At 64.4% G+C, this 19,177-nt stretch carries 17 protein-coding genes and 1 pseudogene; 4 read left to right on the plus strand and 14 right to left on the minus strand.

Translation table 11 applies throughout. From position 1 onward, the window contains the following. Positions 1–18 precede the first annotated feature (18 nt). The gene (gene glsA / locus ABIA45_RS11840) at positions 19–1,866 is read left to right on the plus strand and encodes a glutaminase A (protein ID WP_404652114.1); all 1,848 of its coding nucleotides are present in this window, start codon (positions 19–21) and stop codon (positions 1,864–1,866) included. Positions 1,867–1,930: 64 nt separating this feature from the next. Here the strand turns inward: glsA and ABIA45_RS11845 are convergent, their stop codons facing one another. The 14 genes and pseudogenes from ABIA45_RS11845 to ABIA45_RS11910 form a co-directional block, all read right to left on the minus strand. Continuing rightward, positions 1,931–2,233 carry a nucleoside triphosphate pyrophosphohydrolase family protein gene (locus ABIA45_RS11845; RefSeq protein ID WP_036022497.1) on the minus strand — a complete coding sequence of 101 codons (303 nt, stop codon included), beginning with the start codon at positions 2,231–2,233 and terminating at the stop codon, positions 1,931–1,933. Positions 2,234–2,261: 28 nt separating this feature from the next. Next, positions 2,262–2,789 carry a carboxymuconolactone decarboxylase family protein gene (locus ABIA45_RS11850; RefSeq protein WP_157282243.1) on the minus strand — a complete coding sequence of 176 codons (528 nt, stop codon included), beginning with the start codon at positions 2,787–2,789 and terminating at the stop codon, positions 2,262–2,264. Between the two features lie 588 nt (positions 2,790–3,377). Beyond that, positions 3,378–3,737: a Zn-ribbon domain-containing OB-fold protein gene (locus ABIA45_RS11855; protein WP_404652116.1), complete on the minus strand. Its 360-nt coding sequence runs from the start codon at positions 3,735–3,737 to the stop codon at positions 3,378–3,380. Beyond that, positions 3,734–4,870: a thiolase family protein gene (locus ABIA45_RS11860; protein WP_275509510.1), complete on the minus strand. Its 1,137-nt coding sequence runs from the start codon at positions 4,868–4,870 to the stop codon at positions 3,734–3,736. Before ABIA45_RS11860 ends, ABIA45_RS11855 begins: the two co-directional genes overlap by 4 nt. Before the next feature lie 148 nt (positions 4,871–5,018). Then, a complete protein-coding gene (locus ABIA45_RS11865; protein WP_404652119.1) occupies positions 5,019–6,218 on the minus strand; it encodes a CaiB/BaiF CoA transferase family protein in 1,200 nt (399 codons plus the stop codon). 120 nt (positions 6,219–6,338) lie between these two features. Further along, positions 6,339–6,545 (minus strand): hypothetical protein, encoded by a 207-nt coding sequence (locus tag ABIA45_RS11870; protein ID WP_036001140.1) that lies wholly within the window; start codon positions 6,543–6,545, stop codon positions 6,339–6,341. A gap of 124 nt (positions 6,546–6,669) precedes the next feature. Then, on the minus strand, positions 6,670–7,839 hold the full coding sequence (locus tag ABIA45_RS11875; protein WP_157282247.1) for an acetyl-CoA acetyltransferase: 1,170 nt from the start codon (positions 7,837–7,839) through the stop codon (positions 6,670–6,672). A 59-nt stretch (positions 7,840–7,898) separates the two neighbouring features. Next, complete coding sequence (gene eda / locus ABIA45_RS11880) at positions 7,899–8,549, minus strand: bifunctional 4-hydroxy-2-oxoglutarate aldolase/2-dehydro-3-deoxy-phosphogluconate aldolase (RefSeq protein WP_404652121.1); 651 nt, start codon at positions 8,547–8,549, stop codon at positions 7,899–7,901. 25 nt (positions 8,550–8,574) lie between these two features. Further along, positions 8,575–9,549 carry a sugar kinase gene (locus tag ABIA45_RS11885; RefSeq protein WP_404655656.1) on the minus strand — a complete coding sequence of 325 codons (975 nt, stop codon included), beginning with the start codon at positions 9,547–9,549 and terminating at the stop codon, positions 8,575–8,577. A 24-nt stretch (positions 9,550–9,573) separates the two neighbouring features. Next, on the minus strand, positions 9,574–10,560 hold the full coding sequence (denD, locus tag ABIA45_RS11890) for a D-erythronate dehydrogenase (protein WP_157282249.1): 987 nt from the start codon (positions 10,558–10,560) through the stop codon (positions 9,574–9,576). A gap of 75 nt (positions 10,561–10,635) precedes the next feature. Continuing rightward, positions 10,636–11,571, minus strand: coding sequence for a carbohydrate ABC transporter permease (locus ABIA45_RS11895; RefSeq protein ID WP_036034295.1), 936 nt, complete (start codon positions 11,569–11,571; stop codon positions 10,636–10,638). Then, positions 11,564–12,481, minus strand: a complete 918-nt coding sequence (locus ABIA45_RS11900) for a carbohydrate ABC transporter permease (protein ID WP_192893440.1) — start codon at positions 12,479–12,481, stop codon at positions 11,564–11,566. Before ABIA45_RS11900 ends, ABIA45_RS11895 begins: the two co-directional genes overlap by 8 nt. Positions 12,482–12,582: 101 nt before the next feature. Further along, a pseudogene (locus ABIA45_RS11905) lies at positions 12,583–13,903 on the minus strand (ABC transporter substrate-binding protein). Positions 13,904–13,954: 51 nt separating this feature from the next. Further along, the gene (locus tag ABIA45_RS11910) at positions 13,955–15,022 is read right to left on the minus strand and encodes an ABC transporter ATP-binding protein (RefSeq protein ID WP_157282251.1); all 1,068 of its coding nucleotides are present in this window, start codon (positions 15,020–15,022) and stop codon (positions 13,955–13,957) included. A 201-nt stretch (positions 15,023–15,223) separates the two neighbouring features. On the opposite strand from ABIA45_RS11910, the gene ABIA45_RS11915 reads away from it, so the two are divergent. The 3 genes from ABIA45_RS11915 to ABIA45_RS11925 all read left to right on the plus strand — a co-directional run bounded on the left by ABIA45_RS11915 (position 15,224) and on the right by ABIA45_RS11925 (position 19,159). Beyond that, positions 15,224–16,324 (plus strand): LacI family DNA-binding transcriptional regulator, encoded by a 1,101-nt coding sequence (locus ABIA45_RS11915; protein WP_404652123.1) that lies wholly within the window; start codon positions 15,224–15,226, stop codon positions 16,322–16,324. A 115-nt stretch (positions 16,325–16,439) separates the two neighbouring features. Further along, entirely contained in the window at positions 16,440–18,269 is a 1,830-nt protein-coding gene (locus ABIA45_RS11920; RefSeq protein WP_036001184.1) for an IlvD/Edd family dehydratase, read from the plus strand. Between the two features lie 158 nt (positions 18,270–18,427). Beyond that, the gene (locus tag ABIA45_RS11925) at positions 18,428–19,159 is read left to right on the plus strand and encodes an SDR family oxidoreductase (protein WP_404652124.1); all 732 of its coding nucleotides are present in this window, start codon (positions 18,428–18,430) and stop codon (positions 19,157–19,159) included. Positions 19,160–19,177: the final 18 nt, after the last annotated feature.

The following is a 19,177-nucleotide window of genomic DNA, read 5'->3' on the forward strand; positions in this document are numbered from 1 at the left end:
CGTTGCACAAGGGTGGCGATGAAACCGCTCTCGCCTCTCGCCAGCGCTTGGACCCGTTCGAAGCCGCCCCTGCTGCGGTTCCTGGACAATTGCCTCAGCGAGTTCTCCGCCGAGACGTCGGGCCATGTCGCCAATTACATTCCCGAGCTCGGCAAGGCCGACCCTGCCTATTTCGGCATCAGCCTCGCGACGCTGGACGGCCATGTCTATGAAGTCGGCGACTCCAGGGTGCCCTTCACCATCCAGTCGATGTCGAAACCCTTCGTGTTCGCGCTGGCACTGGACCTGCTCGGCGCCGGCAAGGTCGAAGGCGCGATCGGCGTCGAGCCCTCCGGCGATCCCTTCAACTCGATCCGGCTCAATTCCGAGAACCATCCGTTCAACCCGATGGTCAATGCCGGCGCGATCGCCTGTACCGGGTTGATCTACGACAGCAAGGGCGCAGAGGCTTTCGAGCAGATCCGCCTTGCGCTCAGCCATTTTGCAGGCCGCGACCTTTCCGTCGACGAGGCGGTCTATGCTTCCGAGAGCCAGACCGGCGACCGCAACCGCGCCATCGGCTATCTGCTCAAGACCAACGCGGTGATCTCGGACAACGTCGCCGGCGTGCTCGACGTCTATTTCCGGCAATGCGCCGTGCTGGTGACCGCGCGCGACATCGCGGTCATGGCGGCAACGCTCGCCAATCGCGGCATCAATCCGGTCACCGGCGAGCAGGTGCTGAGCGCCTACGCGATCTCGCGCACTCTTTCGGTGATGACCTCGTCGGGCATGTACGACTATGCCGGCGAGTGGATCTACCGCATCGGCATCCCCGCCAAGAGCGGCGTCGGCGGCGGCATCCTGGCCGCGCTCCCGGCCCGCCTCGGGCTCGGCAGCTATTCGCCAAAGCTCGACAAGCACGGCAACAGCGTGCGCGGCATCAAGGTCTGCGAGGCGCTGTCCTCGCACTACGACCTGCACATGCTCAACCGCAGCGACGATGCGCGCAACGCCGTCATCGCCGACTACGACATCGGCAAGAGCCCGTCGCGCCGCGTGCGCCGTCCGCAGGAGCGCGAGATTCTCGCCGCGCACGAGCAGGAGGTGCGCATCATCGAGCTGGTCGGCACGCTGTCGCTGTCGGCGGTCGATTACGTCTCGCGCCGGCTCGCGGGACGACCGCGGCCGCAATTCGTGATCTTCGATCTGCACCGCGTGACCTCGACTACGCGGGCCGGCGCGCGGCTGGTGGCCGAAGCGTTCGAGGAATTGGCTGCGCTGAATGTCACGGTGGTCTTGTCCGGCGTCCGGCGCGCCTCCAAGGAATGGAATACCTTACGCGAATGGACCGCCGAGCTGAAGAACGTGCGCGACTTCTATCTGCTCGACACTGCGATCGAATGGGCCGAAGACCAGATCGTCTATCGCTACGGCGGCTCGATCGATTTTCACGAGACCACCGAGCTAGCCGAACAGCCGCTGCTGACCGGGCTGAGCGAGGAAGAGCTGACGGATCTCGCCTCGCTCTGCACCATCAGGACCTATCAATCCGGCGCGAAGATCCTCACGACCGGCGACCCCGCCGATGCCCTGTACTTCCTGCGCAGCGGCGCCGTGCACGTTACCTTGCCCGACGGCGTCAGGCTGGCGACGCTCACCGCCGGCATGGCGTTCGGCGAGATGGCGCTGCTGGAGCAAACCCGCTCCGCCGACGTGTTTGCCGACATGGCAGCGACGGCATGCGAGGTGCCGCTGAAGGATTTCGAGCGCTTCCGCAAGCAGCACCCCCGCGCCAGCGAATGCATCATGCGTAACCTGGCCCAGCTCCTGGCCGACCGCCTGATCGTCGCCAACGCCAAGGTGGATATTCTGACCTCGACGTGAGCGCAGAGGTTTTCACCTCTCCCCGATGGGGAGAGGTGTAACGGCTTCCCTGTCCGCACCTGACCTACCGGCTCGCCGCTTCGCTGATACGTCGCCTGATCTTGGCGGCACTGGCGTTGAGCAATGCGGACGGCTGCTGGCCGGTGGCGGCGCACAGGCAGGCCCAGTAGTAGACGACATCGCCAAGCTCTTCGACGAGACCGGCCTTGTCGAGCCAGTCGTCGCGCAGGAGCTTCTTGATGTGCTCGGCGACCTCGCCCGCCTCAGCGGCAAGGCCCAGCCCGAGATAAGACAACCGCTCGTTGGACGGATGCTCGTCGACTTTGGCAATAGTTGCGGCCCAGGCCGCATATTCATCGATTGTCATGAGCATCCCTCGCAAGCCGAGCTTTGGATCAGCCGACCACTTCGGTGACGGGCTGAAGATCGATCTCGAATGTCTCCAGGAACTTCGACGTCATGATGTAGAAGCCAACCGAGAGCTGGAGCTCGACCAGCGCGGCCGGTGTCAGCTTCGATGCGATCGCCTTGAAGGTCGCATCCGTCGGCTTCGTCAGCTTCACGATCTCATCGGTGAAGGCGAGCGCGGCGCGCTGCAACTCGTTGAAGCAGGATGCGGCCTGCCAATTCTCGAGCGCCTCGTTCTGCTCGTCGGTGACGCCGACATTCTTGCCGATGCGCTTGTGCGCGACGATCTCATAGGGTGCCTCGCACAGGATGCCGGTACGGGTGATCGCAAGCTCGCGCACGATGGGGTCGAGCTCGCCCTTGTGCCTGATTGCGCCCCCGAGGCGGCAATATTGCTCAAAGTAACTCGGCGAATGCGCCATCATCCGGAAGATGTTGGCATGACGGTTCTTGTCGAGGATTTCGCGGGTGCGGTCGGTTGCCTTGGACGGGTCGCTGTACTGAATGCGGGCCATGATTTTCCTGAAGTTTTCCCTGATCTTTTGATGCTTTTTGTCGCCATCGGCGAAGGTTCCCGAAGACTCTATTCGCGCGGGGACGCAGGAGCAACATCATCGAGTCAAATTGCCGCCGCATTGCTGATCGACCCTGACACAGTCGATATTCGCCGCGGGGGGACAAATCGCGGCGGATACTCGCAAGGGGTGTTCCGAGTAAAAACAATTGGCCGTCGTATGCGCTCACCGCGCAACGATGAGTCATGCCCAAGTCTAGGGAGAAAACGGCATGAAGGAAGCCACCAAGGGGGCAGCCTCGGGAGCGCTCGCGCATATGCTGGCGGTGACGGCGATGCTCGTCATCGCCAGCATCTTGTTCTACGGGCGTTGAGTTCGAGCTTAAGCGTTTTCGTCATTCCGGGGTGGCTCTCGCACAAGCCAAGCCCAGAATTCCCGTTCCAGGCTCGGTCACATGACCGCCCCCGAATGACGGATCCCTCGGTTGGCGTGTAGCCCGGATGAAGCGCAGCGCAATCCGGGAAGTCTGTCCGCGAGGTGCGAATCCCGGATTTCGCTGCGCTCCATCCGGGCTACATTCGCGTTTACCTATTTGGTTTTGGCAAAGAACGGCACGAGCTTTCCGGCGAACGGCTTGAAGCTCGCGATGACCGAATCGCCGATGGCGAGGTCATTCTCGCCGTGGGCCATCATGCGAAAACCTTCGGCGCAATCGACCAGCAGGATGTTGTAGGGCACGTGCGCGCGCGTCTCGGGCGTTGCCGCGCGGCAGACCAACGAGGTCGCATACACCCTGCCCTTGCCACTGGCGCGCTGCTCGCGCGGGTTCGATTCGCCACAAGCTGCGCAGAAGGCCCGATGAAAATACTGTACATGCCCGCATACGGTGCAGGTCTGGTAGGCGATGGCCTCTTCACCCTTGGTCCAGTCCGCCAGACGTTCGCTCATCTGACCCGCTCCAGGAACATGCTGACGTGAGACGACAGCACGCCGCCGTCGCCGTGCAGCAGTACAATCGAGGCGTCGCGGACCTGGCGGGTGGCCGCCCGCCCCGTCATCTGCAAATGCGCCTCGACGAGATGCGCCATGGCGCCGCCGACGCCGCAATGGCCGTAGCTGAGCAGGCCGCCATGGGTATTCAGCGGCATCGCGCCGTCACGGCTGAAATGGCCGGCGCGCACCCGCGCGGCCGCCTCGCCGCGGCCGGCGAGACCGAGGTCTTCCAGCAGCATCGCAAGCGTGATCGTAAAGCTGTCGTAGATCGCGGCATAGCGCACGTCGGAAATCGCGAGACCCGTGGCCGCCTTTGCACGTGCGATGGAGATCTCGGCACCAAGCTCGCTGAGGGCGGGCGCTGCCGTGACATGCTGATGCGTGTGGGCCTGGGCGCAGCCGCGGATACGCACGCCCGCTTCCCCGGTTCGCTCGCGGCTGACGACGAACGCCGCGCCGCCGTCGGAGACCGGGCAGCAATCGAGCAGCTTGAGCGGCATCGCCACTGGCTTGGAGGCCATGACGTCGGCGACATTGATGGGATCGTGGAATTGCGCGCCGGGATGGATGCAGGCGTGGGCACGCATCAGCACCGCGAACTCGGCGAGGTCCTCTTCGGTCACGCCGTATTCGTGCATGTATCGGTTCGCAACGAGGCCGTAATAAGCGGGAATGGTCGGTCCTAACGGCACCTCGTAGTCGGGATGGCCGACCTGCGCCAGCGCCTGGATCGAGGCATCGCGGCTCTGCCCGGTGAGCCGGTTCTCACCGGCGACGACGAGCACTTTGCGGCAGACGCCTGCTTCGACGAGGTGATGCGCGAGCATCGTCATCGCAAGACCCGTGGCGCCGCCGACCTGCACGGCATGCGCGTAAGACGGGCGAATGCCAAAGTGCTCGGCGAAGACGGTGGCGAGCATGATGTGCGGGGAGACGGTGGAATAGCCGCAGAGTATGCCGTCGATGTCGGTGCGCTCGAGGCCGGCATCGTCGAGCGCGGCTTGCGCGGCCTCGCTCATCAGGTCGAGCGAGGAGGAGCCCTCGTGCTTGCCGAACGACGTGAGGCCGACGCCGGTGATGAAGCTCATGGTGCCATTTCTCCACCGTCATTCCGGGGCGCGCCGTTAGGCGCGAGCCCGGAATCCATACTCCCGATGGTGGTTATGGATTCCGGGCTCGCGACTTCGTCGCGCCCCGGAATGACGGATGAGAGAAGCGCGGTCATCTCCACTCTCCCTACTCCGCCGCCACGCGCGTGACGCCGTCGCGCACCATGGCCGCGATTTCGTCGGCGGAATAGCCGATCTCGCGCAAAATCTCGGCGCCGTGCTCATTGAGCCGCGGCGCCAGGCGTACTGGCTCGGCTTCTGTCTCGGACCAGGTCGCCGTCACTTTCATGCTGCGGATCGGACCTTCGGTCGGATGTGTCACCACCGGGAAAAAACCGGTCGCCTCCAGATGCGGATCGTGCAGAATCGAGGCGAGGTCGTGCATTGGCATGACAGGCACGTCGGCTTCCGTCAGCAGGTCGATCCATTCCGCCGTGGTCCGCGTCTCGAGGATGCGGGCGAGCTCGGCATACACCACATTGATATTGGCGGCGCGGCCGGCGAAGGTTGCAAATTTGGGATCGGCGCGGAGGTCATCGCGCCCCGTCGCCTTGAAGAAGTTCTCCCACTGCTTGTCGTTGTAGACGATGACGCTGAGATAGCCGTCCGAGGTCTTGTACGGACGGCGGTCGCGCGAGAGATGGCGGGCATAGCCGCCCTTGTCCAGCGGCGGCTCGTAGGTGAGCCCGCCCATGTGATCACCCATGACGAAGCCGGCCATGGTCTCGAACATCGGGATGTCCAGACGCTGGCCGCGGCCGGTGCGGTCGCGGTGCACCAGGCTGGCACAGATCGCGCCGACCGCGGTGAGGCCGACGATGCGGTCCACGAGCGCGTTCGGCACGTAACGCGGCACGCCATCGCCGGTCTGCGCCATCAGCGCCGGCAACGCGGTGGCGCCCTGGATCAGGTCGTCGTAGGCAGGTTTGGCGGCATAGGGCCCGTCCTGGCCGAAGCCGAACACGCCGGCATAGACCAGGCGCGGGTTGATGGCGGAGACGACGTCGTAGCCGAGCTGAAGCCGCGCCATGGCCTGCGGGCGGACGTTGTAGACCAGGACGTCGGCGTCCTTCAAAAGCCGCAGCACGGCTTCGCGGCCCGCCGGTTTCTTCAGGTCGAGGCAGATCGATCGCTTGCTGCGGTTGGTGTTGAGGAAAACCGGCCCCATGCCGGCGTGACGCATCGGGCCGATCAGGCGGGTGACGTCGCCGTCCAGCGATTCTACCTTGATAACGTCGGCACCGTAATCGCCGAGCATCTGGGTCGCGTAGGGGCCCATCAGCACGGTGGTCATGTCGACGACCTTGATGCCCTTCAGCGGCCCCATCGTTCGCTCCCGATTGCGCCGGCCCAACTGCCTCGCGATTTCGGTCCAACTAACGGCAGTGCCGCCGCTCGCGCAAGGGCGGGCGGCGTATGGCGGCATGCGCGCGGGCGACGTCGGCCGCTATTTCTTCTGACGGGATTCCCGGATCTTCAGGAGCCGGTCGAGTTCGTCATTCTGCTGGTTGATCCGGTCGGCGATGCGCGACTCGTTCTGCTCGCCGGAGGCGGCAGCGGCCTGCTCGATGAGCTGGCGGATATTGTCCTCGAGGATCGCGATGCGATCGTTGAGTGCGTCCATCGAGAGTGAATCTTCGTAGTTAGTGCTCATGATGCTTTTCCGTAAATCAATCAGGAGCCGTAGGGTGGGCAAAGCGAAGCGTGCCCACCATGATCTGGCGCAAGGAAAGATGGTGGGCACGGCGCTTTCGCGCCTTTGCCCACCCTACGAGAGCTTACTTGAGCGGCTCGAGCACCGAAACGTAGTTGGCGACGGCCGCGCCACCCATGTTGAAGATGCCGCCGAGCTTGGCGTTCTTGAGCTGCATCCCCTCGGGCGCCTGGCCCGCGAGCTGCATCGCGGTCATCACATGCATGGAGACGCCGGTGGCACCGATCGGATGGCCCTTGGCCTTCAGGCCGCCTGACGGATTGACCGGCAGCTTGCCGTCCTTCAGCGTCCAGCCTTCTTTGATGGCGCGGGCGCCCTGCCCCTTCGGCGTCAGACCCATCGCTTCGTACTCGATGAGCTCGGCGACGGTGAAGCAGTCATGGGTCTCGACGAAGGAGAGATCGGATAGCGTGACACCGGCCTTCTCCAGCGCCCGCTGCCAGGCGACCGTGCAGCCCTCGAACTGCAGGATGTCGCGCTTACTCATCGGCAGGAAGTCCTGGGCGTGCGCAGTGGCGCGGAAGCCGATCGACTTGGTCATGCCCTTGGCCGTCTCGGCATCGGCCAGCACCAGGGCGGCGGCACCGTCCGAGACCAGCGAGCAGTCGGTGCGCTTCAGGGGACCGGCGACATACGGGTTCTTCTCGCTCTCGGCGCGGCAGAAGTCGAAGCCGAAGTCCTTGCGCATCTGGGCGAAGGGATTGGCGACGCCGTTCTTGTGGTTCTTGGCCGCGATCAGCGCCAGCGCATCGGACTGGTCGCCGTATTTCTGAAAATAGGAGCTGGCGATCTTGCCGAACACGCCGGCGAAACCGCCGACCGTATCGCCGTCCTCGGGGAGGTAGGAGGCCTTGAGCAGGTTCTTGCCGATCTCCGGACCGGGGGTGCGCGTCATCTGCTCGACGCCGACGACCAGGACAATCTTGGCCGCCCCTGCGGCAATCGCGCGCAGGCCCTGATGCACGGCAGCAGATCCCGTGGCGCAGGCGTTCTCGACACGGGTCGCCGGCTTGAAGCGCAGCTTGGGATCGGCCTGCAGTACCAGCGACGCCGTGAAATCCTGCGGCGAGAAGCCGGCGTTGAAATGGCCGAGCACGATCTCGTCGACATCACCGGCCGAAATGCCGGCGTCCGCCAGCGCCTCATTGGCGACGCGGGTGACGAGGCTTTCGACGGTTTCGGTGTCGAACTTGCCGAACGGCGTATGCGCCCATCCGACGATGCTGGCGGTCATGGTCGTCTCTCCCTGAGGTCTTGTCCTGAGCTAAGTCTTAGCCCAGGGATGGCAAGACTTCACGCGGCTTTCAGCGCCTTGAGGGTCCGCTCGCAGATGGCAGTTATGCCGGCCCAGTTCCCGGCCCGGATCTCCGCCGTTGGGCACAGCCAGGACCCGCCAACCGCAACGACGTTGGGTTCGGCCAGCCAGGTCGCGGCATTGTCCTCGCCCACCCCGCCGGTCGGGCAGAACCGCACGTTCGGGAACGGCCCGCCGAGGGCCCGGAGGCCCTTGATGCCGCCGGCCTGCTCCGCCGGGAAGAACTTTGCGACGTCGAAACCGTAAGACAGCGCCATCATCAGCTCCGAGGCCGTAGCAATGCCCGGCGCGAACGGCAGGGAGCTGTCGGTCGCGGCCTTGAGCAGATCGGGGGTCAGGCCCGGGCTGATGCCGAACGCGACGCCGAGCTTCTCGACCCGGTTGAAGTCGGCCGGATTGAGAATGGTGCCGATGCCGACGACCGCCTCGGGGACCTCGGTCATCACCGCGCGCGCCGCCTCGATCGCAACGGGGGTGCGCAAGGTCACCTCCAGCGTGCGGACACCGCCGGCAACCAGCGCGCGCGCCAGCGGCACCGCATCCTGGATGCGCTCGATGGTGAGGACGGGAATGACGGTCGCAGCCTTGAACAGCGCGACGAGGTGGTTCTGTTGGGCAGCCGTGGTCATAGGTCTCGATTCATTTGGTCGCTGTTCACTTGTTGGCCTGGCGGGACGCCGCCGGCCGGTGCCGCTTCCTCGGCGGCATGGCATAGCCCGGAATGATGGCGCCGGGATAGCAGATCACGAGGCTGGCGAGCCGATGTCCTGATAGGGCCGCCTCGACCGGCTCGGCGCCGGCAAGCCGGGCCGCGATATAGGCGGCGGCGAAGCTATCGCCGGCGGCGGTGGTATCGACCACGGGCTTGGTCATGGGCTCGGCGCGGACCTCGCTGGCGCCGCCGGGGTAGCGCAACAGGCTCACCGGCTCGGGCAGACGGAACACCAGTTCCGGGGTCGGGATGCGCGCCATCAGCTGGTCGTGACTTTCGCCGGGCCAGAGCGCGAGCAGATCCTCGGTCGAGGTCAGCACGATGTCGGCGGCCGCGAACGCCGCAGCAAATACCTCGCGTGCGACGTCGCGGTCCGGCCAGCCGCGCGCGCGAAAATTGGTGTCGAACACGAAGCGGGTGCCGAGCAGGCGCGCGCGCTTGATCGCGCCGAACAGGCGCTCGCGCCCGGCCGCGTCGTAGATCGAGAGCGTGATCGCAGAGAGATAGACGACGTCGTAGCTCATCAGCGAGTTGAGCAGCTCGTCGGTCTCGGGCAGGCTCATCAGCTGGCGCGCCGCCGCGCTGTCGCGCCAGTGGAAGAACTGGCGCTCGCCCTCGCCGTCCGTCTGGATCATGTAGAGGCCGGGCAGCTTGCCTGCGAGCCGCACGACACGGCGCGTGCCGACGCCTTCGGCATTCCAGGCCGCGACCATCTCATCGCTCAGGGCATCGTCGCCGAGCGCGGTGAGATAATCGACCTTGACGTCCAGCCGCGCCAGATACACGGCCGTGTTGAGGGTGTCGCCGCCGAAGCCGCGTGAGTACAGGCCACCGCCCTGCCCCTGCCCGGCGGACGCGCCGCCCTGGGCCTGCCGCAGCTCGACCATGCATTCGCCGATGCAAGCAACGCTTGCCATCATCAGGGCCCGCTCAGTCCGAGGTCAGGCGACGAAATTGCCGCCGAGCTCGTCTTCGATGTGAATGCGGATGATATCGTCGAACGTCTTCTCGGCGGTGGTGAAGCCGAGCTCGCGCGACCGTCTGGCGTCGAAATTGCGCGGCCAACCGCCGACGATGCCGACGATGAAGGGATCGGGCTCGCGCTTGATGCGCGCGGCGACCTTCTCGCCCGCAACCCGCTTCAAGGCGGCGATCTGCTCGCCGACCGTGGCCGACAGGCCAGGCATGGTCAGGTTGCGGCGCGGACCGACGGTGGCGAGATCCATGGTGCCGGCGTGAAGCAGGAAACCGACGGCGGAGCGCGGCGTTGCGTGCCAGTGGCGGACGTCCTCGGAGACCGGGAGGATCGCTTCCTTGCCGGCGAGCGGCTCGCGCAGGATGTTGGAGAAGAAGCCCGAGGCCGCCTTGTTGGGCAGGCCGGGCCGGATGCAGATGGTCGGCAGGCGGATTCCGATGCCGTCGAGGAAGCCGCGACGGGAATAGTCGGCGAGCAGGAGTTCGCCGATCGCCTTCTGCGTGCCGTAGCTGAGCAGCGGGGTATGGAAGAACTCGTCGCCGATCGCATCGGGAAACGGCGCGCCGAACACTGCGATCGAGGACGTGAACACCACGCGCGGCTTGTAGCCGCCGCCCGCAAGGCGGATCGCATCGAGCAGCATCCGCGTGCCATCAAGATTGATGCGATAGCCCTTGTCGAAATCGAGCTCGGCTTCGCCGGACACGATCGCGGCGAGATGGAAGATCACGTCAGGGCGGCCTGCGATCAGCTTCTCGGCCGCGCCCGGGACGGCGAAATCGCCCGACACGGTGTCGACCGGGAAGCCGGCCTTCTCCGGCTTCTTGGGCTCGACCACGTCGTGCATGGTCAATTTCGTGATGTCGCTCTTGCCGAGCCGGCCGTCGCGCAGCAGCCGTTCACAGAGTTTGCGGCCGACCATGCCGGCGGCGCCGAGAACCAGAATGTGCAAGAGCTCAACTCCTTCTTATTGGCCGAAGCGCGCCGCTCTTGAAACGCATTGGCGCGCCCTCGGCAAGCCCCGCGATCATTCCTTCACGGCGCCGGTCATCGCCGACACATAATGCTCCACGAAGAAGGCGTAAAGGATCACGAGCGGCAGCGAGCCGGCCAGCGCGCCCGCCATCAGCGAGCCCCAGCGGTAGATATCGCCGTCCACGAACTCGTTGACGATCGCGACTGGCACCGTCTTGTTGCTGGTCGATTGCAGGAACGTCAGGGCGTAGATGAACTCGTTCCAGCACAGCGTGAAGCAGAAGATGAAGGCCGAGATCAGGCCGGGAATGGCCAGCGGCACGACGATCTTGACCAGGATCTGCCAGCGGCTCGCGCCGTCGATCAGCGCGCATTCCTCGAGCTCGAAGGGGATGGTCTTGAAATAGCCCATCAACAGCCAGGTCGAGAACGGGATCAGGATGGTCGGATAGGTCAGGATCAGCGCCAGCGGCGAATCGAACAGGCCGTACTGATACACGACGGTGGCGAGCGGAATGAACAGGATCGACGGCGGCACCAGATAGGCGAGGAAGATCAGGCCGCCGACGAGATTGGCGCCCTTGTAACGCAAGCGCACGATGGCGTAGGCGGCGAACACCGAGGCGATGATCGAGAGCACCGTCGCGCAGATCGCCACATACATCGTGTTCCAGAGCCAGTACGGATAGTAGCTCTCGAACAACAGCTTGTGGAAGTGCTTGAAGGTCGGATTCCAAGTCCAGAACGGATTGTACTTGTCGAGGTCGAGCAGCTGCTCGTCGGGCTTCACCGAGGTCAGCGCCATCCAGTAGAACGGGAACAGCAGGACGACGACGATGATGGCGAGCGGCAGGTAAAGCGTCACCAGCCTGCGCGGCACCGACTGCAGATAGCTCATGCCCTCGCTGTGATCATCCTTCGCGACTGTCGGAGCCGAGCTATGCAGGACGGCCTTGAGATCGATCCGCGAGGTGGGGAGATCAGTCATTGTTTTCTCCCTGCTGCCACTTGCGACGCTGCAGGCCGAACCAGGACACCATGATGGCGGCGAGCAGGAACGGGATCATCGCACTGGAGATCGCGGCGCCCTCGCCGAGCTGGCCGGCGATGATCGCACGCTGATAGGACAGGGTCGCCATCAGATGAGTGGCGTTGACCGGGCCGCCACGCGTCATCGCCCAGATCAACTGGAAGTCGGTGAAGGTGAAGAGCACCGAGAAGGTCATCACGACGGCGATGATCGGCGTCAGCAGCGGATAGGTGATGTAGCGGAAATTCTGCCAGCGCGTAGCGCCGTCGAGCGTCGCCGCTTCATAGAGCGAGGGCGAGACGGTCTGCAGGCCTGCGAGCAGCGTGATCGCCACGAAGGGCACGCCGCGCCAGATATTGGCGAAGATCACGCAAATGCGTGCCCAGGTCGTGTCGCCGAGGAAGTTGATGTTCTGGTTGATCAGGCCGAGCTGCTTCAGCGACCAGGAGATGATCGAGAATTGCGAGTCGAATATCCACCAGAAGGCGAGCGCGGAGAGCACCGTCGGAACGATGAAGGGGATGAGCACCATCGCGCGCAGCATGGCCTTGAACGGCATGTGCTCGTTGAGCAGCAGCGCGAGGTAAAGGCCGATGCCGAATTTGAAGGCGCTGGCGACGAAGGTGTAGAGCAGCGTGTTGAACACCGACAGCCAGAAGATGGAATCGTCCCACAACCATTCGTAGTTCTCGAAGGCGATGAACTGTCCGACCCTGCCGATGCGCGTGTCCGTGAAGGACAGCCAGATGCCCAGCCCAAGCGGATAGGCCAGGAAGAAGATCAGGAACACCATGGCCGGCACCATGAACCAGAAGCCGAGCCAGTTGCGATTGTATTTGAGCTGGGTCCAGGCGCCAGCCTCGGTCATCTGAGGCTTGGCCCGGGGAATTGCGACATCAGCCATGCCCGATATCCCTGATCGAAATGTTGACGGGCGGGCGGCCGAAGAGCCGCCCGCCCCGTGACTGTTCAGCGATAGATGCGCTTCAGCTGGCGCTCGGCTTCCGCCATCGCGCCCTTCACATCCTTGGCGCCGGTGCAGTAATTGGCGAACATGTCGACGACGATGAAGTCGGCGATCGCGGTTGCCGCCTTCTCGCCGACGGTGCCGATGCCCGACGCCGGCAGCGTGCGCTTGGAAGCCTGCGAGAACACGGCGTTCTTGGGATCGGCCGTCCAGATCGGCGCCGATTCATAGGCGTTCAGGGTCTGCGTCAGATAACCCTGCGCGCCGGCCAGCCACTTCTCGTAGTTCTCCTTCTCCAGCATGAAGGCGACGAAGGCCTTCGCCGCATTCGGATATTTGGTGAAGTTGAAGGCGAGGATCGGCAGCGCCAGCTGCAGCTCGGTCGGCTTGCCGACCGGACCGACCGGCCAGAGCGCGTGATAGGTGTCCTCGGTGAGCTCCTTCTTGCTGGGATCGGTCTTGGCGGCGACGTAGATCGAGATGCCGTTCGCCGTGCAATAGAGCTCGCCGGCGAGATACGCCTTGTTGTTGGAGGAATCATTCCAGGACGCCGTGCCCGGAATGAAGTTGTCGTACAACGCCTTGCAATATTCCAGCGCCTTCGCCGTCTCCGGCGAATTGATGACGATCTTGTCGTTCTGGTCGACCGTGTAGGCACCGTGGCCCCACAGCACCCAGTGCAGCCAGGAATTGCCGTCGCCCGAGGCGTGACCGAGCGCGAAGCCGGCCGGCGTGTTGTTGGCCTTGAGCGCCTTGCACATCTCGAGGAAGCCGGGGAAGTCCTTCGGGAATTCCTTGAAGCCAGCCTTGTCGAGCGCCGACTTGCGGTAGGTCATGTAACCGCCGTTGGTCGCGACGGGAATGCCGAGCCAGTCGTTGCCGAGCTTGCAGGTCTTGGCAGCCGCATCGGTCCAGCCGCCGTATTTGTTGCCCGAGATAATCGGCGACATCGTTCATCTTCAGCACTTTGGTCGGGAACAGCTGCGGCAGCGTGTGCAGGCCCCAGGCGAGATCGAGGCCGGAGCCGGTATTGGCCGCAACCGAGGCCTTCGGCTGCACGTCCTCGAAGGACTCGCTGAACGTGTTCATCTCGGTGCCGGTCGCGGCCTTGAACGCCGCCACCATCGCGTTGAACGCTTCGTCCTCCGCCGGCACGAAGCGCTTCCAGCGCATCACGGTCAGCTTGGCGCCGGGCTCGGCCTTCCAGGGCGCGCTCTGCGCCCACGCCTTGGCGAAGTCGAACAGTGCCGGCCCCGTCAGCATGCCGGTCGCAGCCAAAGCGGTGCCGCCTTGAAGCAGAGACCGGCGGGTAAAGTCTTGCATGTTGTCCTCCCTGTGATGCTTTTTGTTGTCTATGCCTTGTCGTCTAATGCGTTAGGCGTTCATGCGTTTGCCCGTCGCATCGTCGAACAGATGGACCAGCGATGGCTCGGGCTTCAGCCGCACCTTGTCGCCCGGATTGAACTGGTGACGCTCGCGGAAGACCGCGACGACCTGCTCGCCGCCGAGCTTGGCAAACACCTGCGTCTCCGAGCCGGTCGGCTCGACGACGATGATTTCGGCCTCGGCGCCGTCATCGGCGATGGTGAAGTGCTCCGGCCGCACGCCATAGACCGCAGGACGGCCGTCGGAATTGGCCGGCGCGGTCTTGAGCGGCAGCTTGACACCGTTCGGCCCCTCGAAGGTGGCGACGCCATTGACGCGCACATGGCCTTTGAGGAAGTTCATCGCGGGCGAGCCGATGAAGCCGGCGACGAACTGGTTGTCGGGCTTGTCGTAGAGCTCGAGCGGCGTGCCCATCTGCTCGACGATGCCGTCGTGCATGACGACGATCTTGTCGGCCATGGTCATGGCCTCGATCTGGTCGTGGGTGACGTAGACGGTCGTCGTCTTCAGCCGCTGGTGCAGCTCCTTGATCTCAGTGCGCATGGCGACACGCAGCTTGGCGTCCAGGTTGGACAACGGCTCGTCGAACAGGAACACCTGCGGATCGCGCACGATGGCGCGGCCCATGGCGACGCGCTGGCGCTGGCCGCCGGAGAGCTGTCGCGGATAGCGGTCGAGCAGCGGCGACAGCGCGAGGATCTCGGCGGCGCGCTTGACGCGCTTGTTGATCTCGTCCGAGCTCGCATTCCGCAGCTTGAGCGAGAAGCCCATGTTGTCGGCAACCGTCATGTGCGGATAGAGCGCGTAGTTCTGGAAGACCATCGCAATGTCCCGCTCCTTGGGCTGGACATTGTTGACGACGCGGTCGCCGATCGAGATCGTCCCGGAAGTGATGTTCTCGAGGCCGGCGAGCATGCGCAGAAGCGTCGACTTGCCGCAGCCGGAGGGGCCGACCAGGACGACGAACTGGCCGTCTTCGATCGGAATCGTCACGCCGTGCAGGACTTCAAAATTGCCGAACGATTTCCGCACGTCGCGGATTTGCACAGACGACATCTAGCTCCCTCCTCGATAGTCCACGACGCCTCTCGCGCCGCGACCGTCTTGTTTTTCGGACTTTACCGAACCAGGCCCGATATTAGCGGGCAACATTGTCGGTAGTTTGTGCGGTTTTGGCAATTTGTCTTTGGTTAGTCGTTGCTGGTAGCGCTGTCAACGTTCCTTTGTTTGCGGGACTGACTGTGTTAAGACCAGCAAATGGGTCGAAAACGCACCAAGTCAGGCAAAATCCGGCTGGCCGAAGTGGCCGAGCTCGCCGGCGTCAGCCCGATTACCGCGTCGCGCTTTTTCCGCAATCCGGAGGCCCTGTCGGTTGCCAAGCGGGCGCGGGTCGAGAGCGCCGCCAAGGAGCTCGGCTATGTGCCCAACCTTGCCGCGCGCGCCCTCGCCTCGCAACGCACCGAGGTCATCGGTGTCCTGATCCCATCGCTCACCAACAACGTGTTCTCGGACGTGCTGCGCGGCATCTATGACGCCTCCGAAGGCAGCCGCTACTCGATCCAGTTGTCAAACACGCGCTACAGCATTCTCCAGGAAGAGAAGTTGCTGCGTCTGTTTCTGGCGCAGAAGCCGGCCGGGCTGATCGTCACCGGGATCGACCAGACCGCGGAGTCCCGCGCGATGCTTCAGGCCGCGGACTGTCCGATCGTGCAGATCATGGAGATCGGCCCGGACCCGGTCGACATGATGATCGGCTTTTCGCACTATGATGCAGCCCGCGCGGCGATCGCGCACCTGTTCGAGCAAGGTCACCGCAAGGTCGGCTTCGTCGGTGCGCGGATGGATCCCAGGGTGCAGCGGCGGCTGGACGGATATGTCTCGGCCATGAAAGACGCCGGATCGTTCGACCAGCGCCTGGTGGTCACGACGGCGACGCCGACCTCGGTGACGCTCGGCGGCGCCCTGTTCACCGATCTGCTGGCGAGCGAGCCCGACATCGACGCGGTGTTCTGCGCCAATGACGATCTCGCGCTCGGCGTGTTGTTCGAATGCCGGCGCCGGGAGATCGCAGTGCCCGGGCAGATCGCGATCGTCGGCTTCAACGATCTCGAATTCATGGCCTCCGCCGTCCCCACCCTCACCAGCGTCCGCACCAACCGCTACGAGATGGGCAAGACGGCCGCCACCATGCTGATCGACGCGATCGAGGGCCGCCGCCCGGAGCAGCCGGTGCTCGATCTCGGCTTCAAGGTGATCGAGCGGCAAAGCTCGTCGGCGCGACGTTCGGACAGCAGGCCAGCCGTATCAGGCGCGGGCGCGGCGAACAAAATGATAGCGTTACCAAGCAGCCACGACTAGTATCGGAATCGTGAGGAAACGACCCGCCAGCGGGAAGGCAGATCATTGCGCGCGCCGTTGGGCACCGCATATGCCGACACCATGCGTCAGTGCGTTTGCATTGCAGGAGAAACTAATGACAAAGAAACCAACCAATGGGCATGCCGCCGGCAGCAACGGTACCCGCCGCCATCTTCGCTCGCAGGAATGGTTCAACAACCCGCACAATCCGGGCATGACCGCGCTCTATATGGAGCGTTACCTGAATTACGGCCTCACCCGCGCCGAGCTGCAATCCGGCAAGCCGATCATCGGCATCGCCCAGACCGGCAACGATCTGTCCCCCTGCAACCGCCATCATCTCGAGCTCGCGCATCGCGTCCGCGAAGGCATTCGCGAGGCCGGCGGCATCGCGATGGAATTCCCGACCCATCCCATCCAGGAGACCGGCAAGCGCCCGACCGCGGCGCTCGATCGTAACCTCGCTTATCTCGGCCTCGTCGAGATTCTCTACGGCTATCCGCTCGACGGCGTAGTGCTGACCACCGGCTGCGACAAGACCACGCCGGCCTGCATGATGGCGGCGGCGACGGTGAACCTGCCCGCGATCGTGCTGTCGGGCGGCCCGATGCTGAACGGCTGGCACAATGGCGAGCGCACCGGCTCCGGCACCATCGTCTGGAAATCGCGCGAGCGGCTCGCGGCCGGCGAGATCGACTATGAAGAGTTCATGGAGATCGTGGCCTCCTCGGCGCCCTCGGTCGGCCATTGCAACACCATGGGCACCGCCTCGACCATGAACGGCCTCGCCGAAGCGCTCGGCTTCTCGCTGCCGGGCTGCGCGGCGATCCCGGCGCCCTATCGTGAGCGCGGCCAGATCGCCTACGAGACCGGAAAACGTATCGTCGAGATGGTCTGGGAGGATCTGAAGCCTTCCGACATCCTGACCCGCAAGGCGTTCGAGAACTGCATCGTGATCAATTCGGCGATCGGCGGCTCGACCAACGCGCCGATCCACATCAACGCGCTCGCCCGCCATATCGGCGTCGAGCTGTCGATCGAGGACTGGCAGAAGTTCGGCCACGACGTGCCGCTCCTGGTCAACATGCAGCCGGCCGGCTTCTATCTCGGCGAGGAATTTCACCGCGCCGGCGGCGTACCCGCCGTGGTGCGCGAATTGATGAAGCACAAGCGCATCCATGAGGACGCCGTCACGGTCAACGGCCGCGGCATCGGCGAGAACTGCAAGAACGCGCCCGCACCTGACAACGACGTGATCTGGGCTTACGACAAGCCGCTGGTGAAGGACGCCGGCTTCCTGGTGCTGAAGGGCAATCTGTTCGATTCCGCGATCATGAAGACAAGCGTGATCTCGAAGGAATTCCGCGACCGCTATCTCAGCAATCCGAAGGACCTCAATGCCTTCGAGGGCCGCGCCATCGTGTTCGAAGGGCCGGAGGATTATCACGAACGGATCGACGACCCCTCGCTCGACATCGACGAGCGCTGCGTGCTGTTCATCCGCGGCACCGGCCCGATCGGCTACCCAGGTGGCGCCGAGGTCGTGAACATGCAGCCGCCGGCGGCGCTGATCAAACGCGGCATCCTGTCCCTGCCCTGCATCGGCGACGGCCGCCAGTCCGGCACTTCTGGCTCGCCCTCCATCCTCAACGCTTCGCCTGAAGCGGCTGCCAATGGCGGGCTTGCCGTCCTCAAGACCGGCGACAAGGTCCGCATCGACCTCAACAAGGGCAGCGCCAACATCCTGATCTCGGACGAGGAGCTGAAGAAGCGCCACGCCGAGCTCAAGGCCAGCGGCGGCTTCAAGCATCCGCCGAACCAGACGCCGTGGCAGGAGATCTATCGCAACACCGTCGGCCAGCAATCGACCGGCGCCTGCATGGAGCTCGCCACAAGGTACCAGAACGTCGCCGGCACGTTCGGTGTGGCGCGGGACAATCACTGACACGGTCATTCCGGGGCGCGACGCAGTCGCGAGCCCGGAATCCATTCATCCACCGACGCTGTGGCCCGATGGATTCTCAGGTGCGCAATTGCGCACCGTAGTTCGCGCCAAGAGGCGCGCCCCGGAATGACGAAGAAAAATTCGCAAGGAGAAACAACATGGCAGACCGCCTCAAGGGAAAGTGCGCCGTCGTCACGGCTGCGGCGGCAGGCATTGGGCGCGCTTGCGCGATCGCATTCGCGCGTGAAGGCGCAACCGTCATCGCCACCGACATCAACGAAGCCGGCATCGCGAGCCTGACGAAGGAAGGCATCGCCGAGGTCGCAAAGCTCGACGTCCGCAACACGGCCGAGGTCAACGCCTTCGCCAAGCGCGTCGGCAGGATCGACATCCTGCTCAACGCCGCCGGCTTCGTGCACCACGGCACCATCCTGGAGTGCTCGGAAGAGGATTTCGATTTCTCGTTCGACCTCAACGTCAAGTCGATGCACCGGACCATCAAGGCGTTCCTGCCCGACATGATCGCCGGCGGCGGCGGCAGCATCGTCAACATCTCGTCCTGCGCGGCCTTGAGGCCGCCGGCGAACCGCTACGTCTACAGCTCGTCGAAGGCGGCGGTGTCGCTGCTGTCGCGAGCCGTCGCACTCGACTTCATCACCAAGGGCATCCGCTGCAACTCGATCTGCCCCGGCACGGTCGAGACGCCCTCGATGCTTGACCGCGCCGCCGCGCAAGGCCCGCAGGGCAAGGAGATGTTCATCTCCCGCCAGAAGATGGGCCGGCTCGGCACCGCCGAGGAGATCGCGGCGATGGCGGTCTATCTGGGCAGCGACGAGAGCGCCTTCACCACCGGCGTCGATCTCGTCGTCGACGGCGGCTACATGCTCTGACGCAAGAAGGCCTCCAGC

Origin of the sequence: Bradyrhizobium sp. USDA 336 (genome assembly GCF_044908355.1) — a bacterium.
GTDB classification, from domain to species: domain Bacteria; phylum Pseudomonadota; class Alphaproteobacteria; order Rhizobiales; family Xanthobacteraceae; genus Bradyrhizobium; species Bradyrhizobium yuanmingense.